At 70.9% G+C, this 13,055-nt stretch carries 15 protein-coding genes and 1 tRNA gene; 11 read left to right on the top strand and 5 right to left on the bottom strand.

Annotated elements, in window-relative coordinates; genetic code table 11:
• Position 1: 1 nt before the first annotated feature.
• On the bottom strand, positions 2-1,210 hold the full coding sequence (gene manD, locus FE633_RS41395; RefSeq protein WP_138050322.1) for a D-mannonate dehydratase ManD: 1,209 nt from the start codon (positions 1,208-1,210) through the stop codon (positions 2-4).
• A 151-nt stretch (positions 1,211-1,361) separates the two neighbouring features.
• Between manD and FE633_RS41390 the strand changes: the two genes are divergently transcribed.
• Together FE633_RS41390 and FE633_RS41385 are read left to right on the top strand one after the other, a co-directional pair.
• Positions 1,362-2,087 (top strand): GntR family transcriptional regulator, encoded by a 726-nt coding sequence (locus FE633_RS41390; protein WP_138050321.1) that lies wholly within the window; start codon positions 1,362-1,364, stop codon positions 2,085-2,087.
• Positions 2,088-2,192: 105 nt separating this feature from the next.
• On the top strand, positions 2,193-2,939 hold the full coding sequence (locus tag FE633_RS41385; protein ID WP_138050320.1) for a TetR/AcrR family transcriptional regulator: 747 nt from the start codon (positions 2,193-2,195) through the stop codon (positions 2,937-2,939).
• Positions 2,940-3,015: 76 nt separating this feature from the next.
• Here the strand turns inward: FE633_RS41385 and FE633_RS41380 are convergent, their stop codons facing one another.
• The 3 genes from FE633_RS41380 to FE633_RS41370 all read right to left on the bottom strand — a co-directional run bounded on the left by FE633_RS41380 (position 3,016) and on the right by FE633_RS41370 (position 6,383).
• A complete protein-coding gene (locus FE633_RS41380) occupies positions 3,016-4,878 on the bottom strand; it encodes a copper resistance CopC/CopD family protein (protein ID WP_246114070.1) in 1,863 nt (620 codons plus the stop codon).
• A 112-nt stretch (positions 4,879-4,990) separates the two neighbouring features.
• The gene (locus FE633_RS41375) at positions 4,991-5,782 is read right to left on the bottom strand and encodes an SDR family NAD(P)-dependent oxidoreductase (protein ID WP_138050319.1); all 792 of its coding nucleotides are present in this window, start codon (positions 5,780-5,782) and stop codon (positions 4,991-4,993) included.
• 70 nt (positions 5,783-5,852) lie between these two features.
• Positions 5,853-6,383 (bottom strand): cupin domain-containing protein, encoded by a 531-nt coding sequence (locus tag FE633_RS41370; protein WP_138050318.1) that lies wholly within the window; start codon positions 6,381-6,383, stop codon positions 5,853-5,855.
• A gap of 207 nt (positions 6,384-6,590) precedes the next feature.
• Here FE633_RS41370 and FE633_RS41365 point away from each other — a divergent pair, with 207 nt between their 5' ends.
• From FE633_RS41365 to FE633_RS41350, 4 genes are all read left to right on the top strand, one after another.
• Entirely contained in the window at positions 6,591-7,211 is a 621-nt protein-coding gene (locus FE633_RS41365) for an HhH-GPD-type base excision DNA repair protein (protein WP_138050317.1), read from the top strand.
• 96 nt (positions 7,212-7,307) lie between these two features.
• Positions 7,308-7,970, top strand: a complete 663-nt coding sequence (locus FE633_RS41360) for an HdeD family acid-resistance protein (RefSeq protein WP_138050316.1) — start codon at positions 7,308-7,310, stop codon at positions 7,968-7,970.
• Positions 7,971-8,241: 271 nt separating this feature from the next.
• Positions 8,242-8,538 carry a type II toxin-antitoxin system VapB family antitoxin gene (locus tag FE633_RS41355; RefSeq protein WP_003949502.1) on the top strand — a complete coding sequence of 99 codons (297 nt, stop codon included), beginning with the start codon at positions 8,242-8,244 and terminating at the stop codon, positions 8,536-8,538.
• A 102-nt stretch (positions 8,539-8,640) separates the two neighbouring features.
• Positions 8,641-9,288, top strand: a complete 648-nt coding sequence (locus FE633_RS41350; RefSeq protein WP_246114064.1) for a LytR C-terminal domain-containing protein — start codon at positions 8,641-8,643, stop codon at positions 9,286-9,288.
• Positions 9,289-9,317: 29 nt separating this feature from the next.
• Here the strand turns inward: FE633_RS41350 and upp are convergent, their stop codons facing one another.
• Complete coding sequence (gene upp, locus FE633_RS41345; RefSeq protein ID WP_138050315.1) at positions 9,318-9,953, bottom strand: uracil phosphoribosyltransferase; 636 nt, start codon at positions 9,951-9,953, stop codon at positions 9,318-9,320.
• Positions 9,954-10,793: 840 nt separating this feature from the next.
• Here upp and FE633_RS41335 point away from each other — a divergent pair.
• From FE633_RS41335 to FE633_RS41315, 5 genes are all read left to right on the top strand, one after another.
• Positions 10,794-11,339: a tRNA adenosine deaminase-associated protein gene (locus FE633_RS41335; RefSeq protein WP_138050336.1), complete on the top strand. Its 546-nt coding sequence runs from the start codon at positions 10,794-10,796 to the stop codon at positions 11,337-11,339.
• 47 nt (positions 11,340-11,386) lie between these two features.
• Positions 11,387-11,818, top strand: a complete 432-nt coding sequence (gene tadA, locus FE633_RS41330; protein WP_138050313.1) for a tRNA adenosine(34) deaminase TadA — start codon at positions 11,387-11,389, stop codon at positions 11,816-11,818.
• Between the two features lie 106 nt (positions 11,819-11,924).
• Positions 11,925-12,009 (top strand) — tRNA-Ser (locus FE633_RS41325).
• Between the two features lie 166 nt (positions 12,010-12,175).
• Positions 12,176-12,355 (top strand): hypothetical protein, encoded by a 180-nt coding sequence (locus FE633_RS41320; RefSeq protein WP_138050312.1) that lies wholly within the window; start codon positions 12,176-12,178, stop codon positions 12,353-12,355.
• Between the two features lie 31 nt (positions 12,356-12,386).
• Positions 12,387-12,680 (top strand): Dabb family protein, encoded by a 294-nt coding sequence (locus FE633_RS41315; protein WP_138050311.1) that lies wholly within the window; start codon positions 12,387-12,389, stop codon positions 12,678-12,680.
• Positions 12,681-13,055 lie beyond the last annotated feature (375 nt).

The following is a 13,055-nucleotide window of genomic DNA, read 5'->3' as shown; positions in this document are numbered from 1 at the left end:
CTCACCAGTCGTGCACCGAGCCGTCGAGCCGCCGCGCCACGGGCAGATAGCGGGGCTCGTAGGGGAAGCGCTCGGCCGCCTTCTCGTCGTACTCGACCCCGAGGCCCGGCTCCTCGGAGGGGTGCAGCATGCCGTCGGCGAAGGTCACCCCGCTGCGGAAGACCTCCCCGGTCTCGTCGACGTGCCCCATGTACTCCTGGATGCCGAAGTTGGGGACCGTGATGTCGACGTGCACGGCGGCGGCGAGGCTGACCGGCGAGAGGTCCGTCGCGCCGTGCGAGCCGGTGCGGACCTGGTAGAGGGCGGCCAGGTCGAAGATCCGGCGCAGATGCGTGATCCCGCCGGCGTGCACGACGGTGGTGCGTACGTAGTCGATGAGCTGCTCGGTGATCAGGTGCTGCACGTCCCAGATCGAGGTCAGCACCTCTCCGACGGCGAGGGGTGTCGTCGTGTGCTGCCGGATCAGCCGGAACGCCTCCTGGTTCTCGGCGGGCGTCGGGTCCTCCATCCAGAACAGCTGGGCGTCCTCGACCCGCTTGCCGAAGCGGGCGGCCTCGATCGGGGTGAGCCGGTGGTGCACGTCGTGCAGGAGGTGGAAGCCGAAGCCGAAGCGCTCGCGGACCGCGTCGAGGTAGGTCGGCGCGAACCTGAGATACGCCTCGGTGTCCCAGGGCTGCTCGTCGGGCAGCGTGCTCGCGGCCGGCTCGTAGACCGTGCCCTTGCGCACGCCGTAGGTACCGCCCACGTCCGGGACGGCGGCCTGGGCGCGCACGGCCTTGTAGCCCAGGTCGAGGTAGCGCTGGACGTCGTCGAGCAGGGACGGGACGTCGGTGCCGCTGGCGTGCGAGTAGACCATCACGCCGTCCCGCGAGCGGCCGCCGAGCAGCTGGTAGACGGGCAGGCCCGCGACCTTGCCCTTGATGTCCCACAGGGCCGTGTCGACGGCGGAGATCGCGGTCATGGTGACCGGACCGCGCCGCCAGTACGCGCCCTTGTAGAGGTACTGCCACATGTCCTCGATGCGCGCCGGGTCCTTGCCGATCAGCAGGGGCACGAGGTGGTCCTGGAGGTAGGAGGCGACGGCGAGTTCACGGCCGTTGAGCGTGGCGTCGCCGAGTCCGGTCACCCCGTCCGAGGTCGTGATGCGCAGGGTGACGAAGGTGCGCCCCGGGGAGGCGACGAACACTTCGGCTCGCTCGATCGTGCTCACAGATCCCACTCCTCGGCCGCCGCCCGCTCGCCGCCACTGGTTCCGCCGACTGGTCTATCAGTACTGGTATACAAGCAGCGGTCGGCCAGAGTTGCAATACCTGTGTCAGCAGTGGGCAACGGCCTGTACGGGCCCCCGATACGATGAGTGCATGGCTCGATCGAACCGGCAGCCGAGCCGGGAGCGGACCAGTCGCACCACCGTCTACGAGACGCTGCGCCAGAAGGTCCTCACGCTGGAACTACCCCCGGGCGCCGCCCTGTCCGAGAACGAGCTCGCGGCATCCCTCGGCGTGAGCCGCACACCGGTCAGGGAGAGCCTGATCCTGCTGTCCCAGGAGGGCCTGGTCCAGGTCTTTCCGCAGGTCGGCTCCTTCGTCTCACGCGTCGACCCGGCCAAGGTCGCCGACGCGCAGTTCATCCGCGAGGCCGTGGAGCTGGCCGCCCTGGAGGACCTTCCCGCCGGCCTCGCCCCCGAGCTGGTCCAGGAACTGCGCGCCAATCTGGAGGAGCAGCGCCGTCCCGACCTGGGTCTGGAGGAGTTCTTCGCGCTCGACGAGGCCTTCCACCAGGGGCTTCTGCGCCTGAGCGGACACGGGAACGCCTGGGCGACCGTGGTCGCGGCGAAGGGCCACCTCGACCGGGCCCGTCGCCTCGGCCTCTACGAGAACGCCTCGCCGGCCCGCTTCGCAGCCCAGCACTCAGAGATCTTCGACGCGGTGCTCGGCGGGAACGCCGCACTGGCCCGCACGGCCATGCGCACCCATCTGCGCGCGGTGTTCGACGACGTCGAGCGCATCCGGGCACGCTCACCGGAACTCTTCGCCACGAACTCCCAGACGGTGCCGGTGCGGCGGAACGTCGTGGTCTGGGAATAGTGGTCGCGAAGAGTGGCCTGGGAATAGTGGTCGGGGAACAGTGGTCGGGGAACAGGCGCGGATCCATCGCCGAGAGTCAGACGCCGCAATCGAAGAGGACACCGCATGACACCCGACAAGCAGGCCTTCCCCTCCGTCTGGACCCGGCCCCGCAAAGAGCGGCGGGAGCAGCCCGTGCTGAGCCGGGGTCAGATCGTGAAGGCGGCCCTGGAGTTGCTGGACGCGGAGGGGCTAGAGGCCCTGAGTATGCGGAAGTTGGGGGCTCGGCTGAATGCGGGGGCGACGTCCATGTACTCGCACGTGGCCAACAAGGACGAGCTGATCGAGCTCGTCGTGGACGAGGTCTTCGGGGAGATCGAGATCCCGGGCGAGGGCGAGTCCGTGGAGTGGCGGGCGGCCGTCCGGCGGTGTGCCCGGAGTCTGCGGGCCGCTTTCCTGCGGCATCCATGGGTGGCCTCCGTGCTCGGCGAGGCCGGACTGGCCTATCTGGGGCCGAACATGATGCGGTTCTCCGACGCCATGCTCGGTGTGTTCGAGGACGCGGGCTTCAGCCTGGAACAGGCCGATCAGGCGGTGACCACCGTCGGCGCGTACACGATGGGCGTCGCGATCACCGAGGCCGCCTGGCTCACCACGGTCAACCGCAGCGGACAGAGCGAACAGGAGTGGATGGAGCGGCTGCTGCCGGCGGCCGAGGAGGCCGCACGCGACGCCTATCCGCGACTCCAGAGGCTGTACGCCGCCCAGCGTGCGCGCGGGGCGAAGGGCGGCGCCCTGGACGACAGCTTCGACGACGGGCTGGCGTCCGTTCTCGACGGGCTGGAGGCCCGACGGAAGGCCGGGGGCGCCTGAGCCCAGCTGCCCCCGCTCTGGTGCCTGCTCAGGTGCCTGATCAGGTGCCTGATCAGCTGTCGGCTCAGGTGCCCGCTCAGGGGGCGATCTTCACCGTTTTCGACTCCGTCACCTGGTCGATGTCCGTCGTACGGACGGTGACCTTCATCGTCCAGGTGCCGGAGAGCGGGAGGTTGAGGGAGTCCGTGCCCCAATAGCCGCCCTGGTCGGTGAGTTCGGCGTCGATAGGGCCGATCTTCCGGGAGGGCAGGGTGAAGGTGAGGCGGATTTCGGGGACCGTCGAGACACCTCCGTCGGCTGCCATGACCAGCGCCTCGACCCTGTTCTCGCCCACGCGGCCCGGCTCCAGCACGATCTGGACCTTGCCGCGGCCGTTGGGGGTGCCGACGTCGAAGGGAACCACGGTCGTTGACGTCACGGGCGGGTCGGCGGCCGCCGTGGCGGCCGTCCGCGTCTCGGTGGCCGCCCGGCCCGGCTCGGTGCCGGTCAGGACCGTCGTGACCACCAACACCAGTACGCCCACGACGACTTCGGTCAGCACCGAGCGGCGCAGCTCCTGACGGCGGGCCGGCGTCTCAGGGGCGCCGCTGGACTCATGGGGCCCGTCGGGCTCATGAGACTCGTTTGGTTCATGGGACTCGTCGGGCTCATCGGCATCGACCGCGCCGCCCGTACTGGCCCCTGCCGACGCCGCTGCCCCCACCGTCTCCAACTCCCGCACGCGCGGCTGCGTTTCCGCACCCAGTCCGAGCCGTCCGGTCGTCCACTGCCGCGAGTACGCCGCCGCTCCCAGCAACAGCACCACCACGCCCACCTTGGCGACCAGGAGCCGGCCGTACTGCGTACCGACCAGCGCTTCCCACGAGCCGAGGCCACGCCAGGACTGGTAGACGCCCGTGGCCACCAGCACCGCCACCGAGGTGAACGCCAGTCGGGAGAAGCGGGCCACCGGCGGTGCCAGGAGCGGGATCTCGGGGCGGTGAAGGGTGATGAGCAGTGCGGCGAGGCCGCCCAGCCAGACCGCCATCGCCAGCAGGTGCAGCACGGAGGAGGTCATCGCCACGGGGACCTGGATCCCGGCGGACGCGTGCTCGGCGACGGCCCAGGTACCCGCCAGGGCCACGGCGAGGAGAGAGCCCGACACGAGGACGGCGGGCTTCGGACGCTCCTCCGGCCGATGCTCGCTCCTGCCCAGTCGTACGAGGAAGACCGTCGCCGCCCCGAGCACGACCAGCCTCGCCAGCAGCGCCCAACCGGGCCTGCTGTTCAGCGTGTTCTGGAGGAGGGAGGGGTCGAAGGCGGTCGTGGGGCCGGTTCCGCGGGCGTACGGGCCACGCAGGAACAGCAGGGCCACCGTGGACGCGAGCAGCGTCCAGCAGCCGATGCGGAAGAGTTTCCGCAGCGGTTCGGCGGAGGGCGGCCGGCAGGCGAGCAGGAAGGCGGCCGCGCCGATGAGCAGGGCCGCGGCGGCGTACGCGGCGTACCGGGCGATGCCGTAGAGCACGCCCGTGGCGGGGTTCACCGCGGGCCCGACCGCCACCGCGGCGGTCTCGGAGGGCTTGCCGATGGAGAAGGTGAAGGCGCCCGCGATGGGGTGGCTGTCCGCCGAGACCACGCGCCAGGCCACGGTGAACGTGCCGTCGGGCAGGTCGTCGCCGAGCCGTACGCGCGCGGTGTCGGAGCGGCCGGCCGCGTGGGCCGCTCCGCCCACGCTCACATCGCGGTTCTCGGGATCCAGGATCCGGATCGAGTCGTCGGAGAGGCCGACCGACTCGGTGAAGGTCAAAGTGACCTGCTTCGGGGCGGTCTTGACGACCGAATCCTCACGGGGGTCGGTGTCGCGCAGGGCGGAATGCGCGGACGCGGTTCCGGCGCCGCCGAGCAGGAACAGAGTGCCCAGCAGCACGACGAGGGCCACTGCCCGGCGCGGCGCCGACATCCGCGGTATTCGGCCCACGTCGCGTCTCCGTTCTCCGTCGTCGTGCTCTGCCCTGTTGATACGGATGTACACGGCACCTTGCTCAACACCGCGCAGGTAGGGACGCTCCCTCTCACCACGTCGGTCGCGCCGACACCCCGCCGTCCACGACCAGGTCGTGTCCCGTGATCCACGAGGCCATGGGTGAGGCGAGGAACACGCAGGCGTCGCCGACGTCCTCCGGGCGCCCGAGCCGTCCGGTGGGTACGGCCCGCTGCCAGCGCCGTACACCGTCCGGCCACGCCTGAGCCAGGCCGGCGCGGTCGATCAACCCCGGCGAGACGGTGTTGACGCGGATCCCGTACGGACCGTACTCCAGGGCCGCCGACCGTGCGTGCATGACGACGGCCGCCTTGGACGCGGAGTAGTGGGCGTGCAGCGGCGCGGGGTGCGTGGCCTCGATGGACGCGATGTGGGTGATGCTCCCGCCGTTACCGCCCCCGCTGCCGTCGCCGCCGTCGCTCGGCCGCATCACCTCCGCGGCCGCCTGCGTACACGCGAAGACGCTCGACAGGTTCGCGTCGACCACGGCCCGCCAGTCGGCCACGGTCATCCCGGGCAGCTCCTGGGTCGGTTGTACGCCCGCGTTGTCCACCAGCGCCGTCAGAGTGCCGCCGCCCCAGTCGGCCGCTTCCCGCACCAGGCGGTGGCACTCTGCCTCGACGGTCAGATCGGCGTGCAGGGCGACCGCGCTGCCGCCCAGGTCCTCGACGAGACCGACCACTTCGCGCGCCCCGTCCGCGTCCGTGCGGTAGTGAACGGCCACCGCCGCCCCCGCCTGCGCGAACCGCAGCACGATCCCCCGCCCGAGGCCGCCCGAGGCCCCGGTCACCAGCGCCACCTGCCCCGCGAGCAACCCGCTCACGACCGGCCCCGTCTCGACCGGCCCGGTCGCGGTCGGCCCCGCACCGTCGGCCCGGTCTCGGCCCGCCCGGTCACGGCCGGCTCAGCGCGGCGATCCGCGCGGCCTCCGCCGGGTAGCGGGCGGTCAACTCGGCGGCGTCCCCGTGCTCGTAACCGCCGTAGGTGAAGCCCGGCGCCATCGTGCAGCCGAAGAACGACCAGGCCCCGCCCGGGACGACATGCGCCCCCATCCAGGTGCCCGCGGGCACGGTGTACTGCACGTGCTGCCGCCCGTCGAGCACATCGGGGCCGAGCACGACCGTTCGGGACGTACCGTCCGGGGCCAGCAGCAGCACCTCCAGTGGATCGCCCAGGTAGAAGTGCCACACCTCGTCGGCCGGGAGCCGGTGCAGCGCCGAGAAGTCGCCGGGCTCCGAGGTCAGGAGCGCGACGATCGCCGTTCCCTCGGGACGGCCGTCGGGGCGTTCGGGGCCCTCCCAGGTCTGACGGAAGCGCCCGCCCTCCCGGGGAATCGGCTCCAACTGATAGCGAGCGACCAGGGCTTCGGGACTGATGTCATGGACCACCCACCGACCATGCCCCACGAGGGCCCGCCGACGCATCCCGAAGGAGGCAGGTGGGGGCGGGTTTCCTCACGCCGTCGAGCCTCCGGTCGGGTCTGGACGGTCCGATGCCCACCACGATCGCTCTGGTCGGGGTGGGGAGGCCGAGGGAGCGGCGCGCCTCCTCGGCCAGGCCCTCGTTGACCCCGGCGACGTGCGCCCGGACCCGGGCGGGCGTGCACGGGCGTCCGGGGCGATCATCGGTATATGGACGTGACCCTTCACCTCGCTCAGCAGCCCGAAGCCGATGAACTTCTCGGGCGCAGTCCGCTCGCCGCACTGGTCGGAATGCTGCTGGACCAGCAGGTTCCGATGGAGTGGGCGTTCGCGGGCCCGTACACGATCGCCCGGCGGATGAGCGCGGACGATCTCGACGCGCACGAGATCGCGGCGTACGCCCCCGAGGCCTTCGCCGCGCTCCTCTCCACCAAGCCGGCCGTGCACCGCTACCCGGGCTCCATGGCCAACCGGATCCAGCAGCTGTGCCAGTACCTCGTGGAGCACTACGACGGAAACGCGGCCGCGCTCTGGGAGGACGTGGGGACCGGTGAGGAACTCCTCAAGCGCCTCAACGCCCTCCCCGGCTTCGGCACCCAGAAGTCCCAGATCTTCCTCGCCCTCCTGGGGAAACAGCTCGGCGTGCGGCCGGAGGGCTGGCGCGAGGCGGCGGGCCCGTACGGCGAGCCGCAGTCGTTCCGCTCGGTCGCGGACATCACCGGGCCCGAGTCCCTGGCGAAGGTCAGGGCGCACAAACAAGAGATGAAGGCGGCCGCGAAGGCGGCGAAGACCGCCAGGGCCACGAAGTCCACGAAGGCCTCCGGGAAATAGCCGGGAAACAGAGGGCGAGCGCGCTCCGTCACGCCGCTTTCAGTCGCGTGGCCCACCCGAGTGGCAGGGCTGCCGCGCCCGGTCGGAGCATGGGGCATGGCCGAGGTACCGAGTGGGTCCCCGTGGGGGTCGGAGTTCGACGACCGACGGGTCCACGCGACGCGGGCCACCCACCGGCCCGACGGGCCCATGGGTCCGGAAGGACCTCTGCACCGTCTCGCGCGGAGCGCCTGGCAGGCGGTGCTGGGGGCCGGGATCGCGGCCCTCGCGCTGGGCATCGTGGCACTGGTCTGGCCCGAGGCGACGCTGCTCGCGGCGGGCGTGCTCTTCGGGCTCTATCTGCTCTTCAACGGCGTACTGCAGCTGGTCGCCGCCTTCGGTACGCACACGACGACTTCCCTGCGCGTCATGGCCTTCATCAGTGGCGGGTTGTCGATTCTGCTGGGCCTGTTCTGCTTCCGCGGGGCGATGCGGTCGATCCTGCTGCTGGCGTTGTGGATCGGCATCGGCTGGCTCTTCCGCGGCGTCACCCAGACCCTGGCCGCCGCGTCCGACCCCGCCATGCCCGCCCGCGCCTGGCAGATCCTCCTCGGTGTCATCAGCTTCTTCGCCGGCGTCGTCCTGGTCGTGTCGCCCTTCGAGTCGGTCGCCGTCCTGACCGTCGTCGGCGGCTGCTGGCTCCTCGCCCTGGGGATCACGGAGATCATCACGGCCGTACGCATGCGCGAGCGCGCGCGATACGTCCCGCGATCCTTCTGACGCCCACCGCAGGGGGCGCCCCGTCAGCGGCGCGCCCGGGGGCGAATCCCCCGTCATTTCGACCCCCGATCCGGCCCTCATGCCGGTCATTTCACCCTCTTCTCCCTGTTTGTCCGGCACGAACGCCCGCCCCGAGTGCGCCCGAGCACGCCCGATCGCGCCCAGGCGCGCTCGAAGAATGAACCATGTGGCCGGATTTACAACGAATTTCCGAGGTCGCACTACGCCGCCATGGCTGCGCCCGGAAGGTCATGACCGGTAGGCTTTCCGTGTGATCTTCAAGCGCATCGGAAACGGCCGGCCGTACCCCGACCACGGCCGGGAAAGCACCCGGCAGTGGGCGGACGTCGCGCCGCGCCCGGTCCGCCTCGATCAGCTCGTGACGACCAAGGGGCAGCTCGACCTCGAAACGCTGCTCGCCGAGGACTCCACGTTCTACGGCGACCTCTTCGCGCACGTGGTGAAGTGGCGGGGCGACCTGTATCTGGAGGACGGCCTGCACAGAGCCGTCCGCGCCGCGCTCCAGCAGCGCCAGGTGCTGCACGCCCGCGTCCTCGAACTCGACTGACTGACGGGCACTCACCCACGCGTTGACCCTTTCGGGTTGGACTGAGCGCCGGGCAATGATCATCTAGTAGGAATCATCGCCCTGGCGCACTACGCTGCGCTCATGAGCATGCTGACTCCCCCTGGCATGGGCGGCAAGTACAAGATCACGGGGGGCAAGTACCCACGGATGCGCCGAAACCGTGGGCGCCGCAGGCTCGCCCTCGCGGTCGTGGCCTCCGTCGCCGTGCTCGGTCTGCTCGGCTGGGGCACGCTGCAGCTCATCGACGTGTTCACGGGCGGCGCCGAGGCCGGCGCCGCGGACTCGGCAGCGGGCTGCAAGGCCTCCCCGTCCCCGTCCGCCTCCGCGACGCAGCCGGTCAAGGCCCTGACCAGGCCCGGCCAGATCACCGTCAACGTCCTCAACGCCACGCCCCGCAGCGGCCTCGCCAAGGCCACCGCGGACGAGCTCAAGAAGCGCGGCTTCAAGATCGGCGAGGTGGGCAACGCGACGAAGGAGTACGACAAGAAGGTCAAGGGCCCCGGACTGCTGCTCGGCGCCAAGACGGCCGCCGAGACCGCGCTGCCCGTACTCGCCACCCAGCTGGCGGGCGCCGAGCTGAAGACCGACGCCCGTACGAAGCCCGCCGAGGTCGACCTCGTCCTCGGCACCGGCTTCAAGAAGCTGGCGAAGAAAGAGGACGCCGACAAGGCCCTGACCACCCTGGCCAAGCCGGCGCCGGCACCCTCACCGACGAAGAAGGGCTGCTAGGCCCTGTCGGCCTGGGGCCTGGCGAGCCGCTACTCGGCAGCCCCGTACATCCGGTCCCCCGCGTCTCCGAGGCCCGGCACGATGTAACCGCTGTCGTTGAGCCGCTGGTCGACGGACGCCGTCACGACCGTCACCGGCGTGCCCGCGAGCTCGCGCTCCATGACCTCGACACCCTCGGGCGCCGCCAGCAGCACCACGGCCGTGACGTCGTCGGCGCCGCGCTTGATCAGCTCCTGGATCGCCGCGACGAGGGTGCCGCCCGTGGCGAGCATCGGGTCGAGTACGTACACCTGGCGGCCGGAGAGATCCTCGGGCATGCGCGTCGCGTACGTGGACGCCTCGAGCGTCTCCTCGTTGCGGATCATGCCCAGGAAGCCCACCTCGGCGGTCGGCAGCAGACGCATCATGCCGTCGAGCATGCCCAGGCCCGCCCGCAGGATCGGTACGACGAGAGGGCGCGGGTGGGACAGCTTGACGCCCGTGGTCCCGGACACCGGGGTCACGATGTCGACCTGCTCGGTGCGCACGTCGCGGGTCGCCTCGTAGGCGAGCAGGGTGACCAGTTCGTCGGCGAGCCGCCGGAAGGTCGGGGAGTCGGTGCGCTGGTCGCGCAGCGTGGTGAGCTTATGAGCGACCAGGGGGTGGTCGACGACGTGGAGACGCATGCGCACCAGGGTATCCGGGGCCCTGGCCGCCCACACCGCCCTTGTGGGGCCGGGCTTCGCCCCACACCCGGCAAACCCGACTCTGGCATCAAACCACCCGGCAGAGGGAAGGTGGGAGGGACGGACTGGGGTGGTGGCCTATGGGGAACCGCGAACGGGAACTGAAACGGGACCTGAAAACGGACGTGCCTCCCCGGCGGGGAACCGCGGGCCGGGCCGCGCCGCCGGAGACCGCCGCCGGACGCCCTCCGATGGAAACGGCCGCGGGAGGCCGGTCGGGCCGGTCACCGCAGGGAGTCGTCGAAGGGTCCCGGCCTTCCCCGTCCCCGCCGTCCCCGCCGTCCCCGCCGTCCCCGCCGTCCCCGCCGGAGAATGACGTCGAACGTCGTCGGCGGCGGGCCCAGTTCCTGCGGGATCTCACGGAGGCGCGCGAACTGCGCGACCGGGTGCAGCCGCGCCGAGCCAAGGCGGCCCGGTTACGCCACGCCCTGCGTATGCGCACGTTCCGCTGGTAGCGGTGGCCCGGCGCCGAACGGCCACTGGAGGGGCGTACGGGTCGGCGCCGGACAGCCGTGTGCGCGGCGGAGCCGTCCTCGGCGTACGATCCCGCTGACGGCGGGCGCCGGGCGCCCAGGTGAGGTACCACGGCGACGTGACACACACCCCCGCTCGTACGGATTGCGAAGACGCGAGCGGGACACAGCGAGCCGAAGACCTCTCCTGAACGCTCTGTTTCTGCCACGATTCCGAGTGGGCGGGGCTCGGAGCAGCCCTCCCCGCCCGCAACCTCCGCCGGGGGGACCCCCAACCGGCACGCCTATGACCAGTGGGAGAGTCACGGTGTACTTCGCCGCACTGCTCGCGCGCACCGAAGACGGGTGGGAAGCGAGCGACACAGAGCTCGACGATGTGGAGACCCTGTCGGATCTGGCCGACCTGGCCCGCGAGGCCTCGGCCGACGAGGACACGGTTCTCGTACTCATCGAGCAGGAGGACGCATGGTTCGGCGTCGTCCGCGTGGACGGCGAGGAGGACCCTCGTATCTACGTCTCGGACGCCGCTGCCGCTGCCCGCAGTTCGTATGGCGAGATCCTGCTCACGGACGAACTGCTCGGAAGGGAGCCCGACGACGACGTCGCCGACCTGGACTCCCTCGACCTCGACGGCACGGAGGACGGTGAACCCGAGAACGACGACGACGCCGACGACGAGGACGGCGGCGCCACCGCGGGCGACGCCGTGCCGTCCGGACCCATCGGAGACCGCGAGGTCCTCGCCGACCTCGGCGTGACCGAGAAGGAACTGCTGGCCCTGGACAGCACCGACGCGCTCAACGAGATCGCCGACGTCCTGGGCGCGGCGGAGGTCCTGGAGACCGTCCGCTGAGCACTCAGGAACAGCTGGATCCCATACGCGACCGCTGGCGGGCGGCGATGCGGCTCGCCCTGGACGAGGCCGGACTGGCCGTCCGGGGCGGGGACGTCCCCGTCGGCGCCGTCATGCTGTCCCCGGACGGGACGACGGTGCTCGCCACGGGCCACAACGAACGCGAGGCGACCGGCGATCCCACGGCGCACGCCGAGGTGCTCGCCCTGCGCCGGGCCGCCGCGGAGCTCGGATCGTGGCGGCTCACCGGGTGCACACTCGTCGTCACGCTGGAGCCCTGCACGATGTGCGCGGGCGCGATCGTGCAGTCGCGCGTGGACCGCCTCGTCTACGGCGCCCGCGACGAGAAAGCCGGCGCGGCGGGCTCCCTCTGGGACGTCGTACGCGACCGCCGCCTCAACCACCGCCCCGAAGTGATCGGCGGCGTACTCGACGAGGAGTGCGCCCAGTTGCTCACCGACTTCTTCCACGACCGCTGAACCACGGACCGCTGAACCACGACGGTGGGATGGGCCGCTCGACCGCTGGACCGTCGGCCGGATACGGATTTCAGACCACGGCCCATCGTGGGCTAGGATCTCTCCCGGTAGCGTGTCCGAGCGGCCGAAGGAGCTCGCCTCGAAAGCGAGTGTGGCGCAAGTCACCGAGGGTTCAAATCCCTCCGCTACCGCTTCAGAAGGGCCCCGTCGACAGACGGGGCCCTTCGTGCGTTCCCCTCGGCGACCGGGCCGTCGTTCACAGGAGCGATGGGGGCACAAGTGGCCGAGATACACTCACCGCCGGCAGCAGGAGTCCCAGAAAGCACAAGCAGGACAGCAGGCACAGGGGAGGCCGCGGTGGCGGTGAATTCGAAGAAGATCGCCATCTATGTGCTCGTGGTCTTCGTGGTCTATGTGATCGTCACCGACCCGGCCAAGGCCGCCGACTACGTGCAGATAGGGTTCGAGGGCATTTCGAACGCCGCCCAAGCCGTCGGCGACTTCATGACGTGGATCGCCGACGGGGCCCCGAACTGATCGGCGGCCGCCGCATCTCCTGGGAGTGCCCGTGATCCGCCACCTGGTCCTCTTCAAGCTCAACGAGGGCGTCGAGCGCGACGACCCGCGGGTCGTCGCGGGGGTCGCGGCCTTCCGGGCTCTGGGCGGGCAGATCCCGGAGCTGAAGTTCTGGGAGTGCGACTGGAACATCACCGACCGCCCCATCGCGTACGACTTCGCCATCAACTCGGCGGTGGAGGACACGGACGCGCTGAAGCGCTACCTCGAGCACCCCGCACACCAGGCCGGCGTCGCGCTGTGGCGCGAATTCGCCACGTGGGTGATCGCCGACTACGAGTTCTGAGCCGCGCGGAGCCGCGGTGCACCTTATGCCCACACTTGTCACCAACACGACTCTTTGCGGTGCTTGCACACAGTGCACATGTCTTGTGATGCTATGACCGCTTTTGACGGATGAGTTGACGGATGGGTTGCTCATGAAGAGGTGGCGTTGACCGTGTCGGCCAGTACTGCGCCGCCCAAGGAAGAGGCCCCGGCGTCCACCTCGGCCCCGGCGCTCGCTCCCACCCCCGCCACCACCACTGCCCCTCATCCCGCACGAGCCCCAAGTCCCGCCGCCACCCCGAGTTCCACTGCCGCCCCGAGTCCCACCGCCGCCCCAGGCGCCGCCGCCCCAGGCCCCGCCGCCGCCCCAGGCCCCGCCGCCGCCCCAGGCCCC

It is taken from the genome of Streptomyces montanus (assembly GCF_005786655.1).
In the GTDB taxonomy this organism is placed as follows: Bacteria; Actinomycetota; Actinomycetes; order Streptomycetales; family Streptomycetaceae; genus Streptomyces; species Streptomyces sporangiiformans.
Note: the sequence above shows the minus strand (reverse complement) of the source record. Positions and strands in the feature narration are given on the sequence as shown.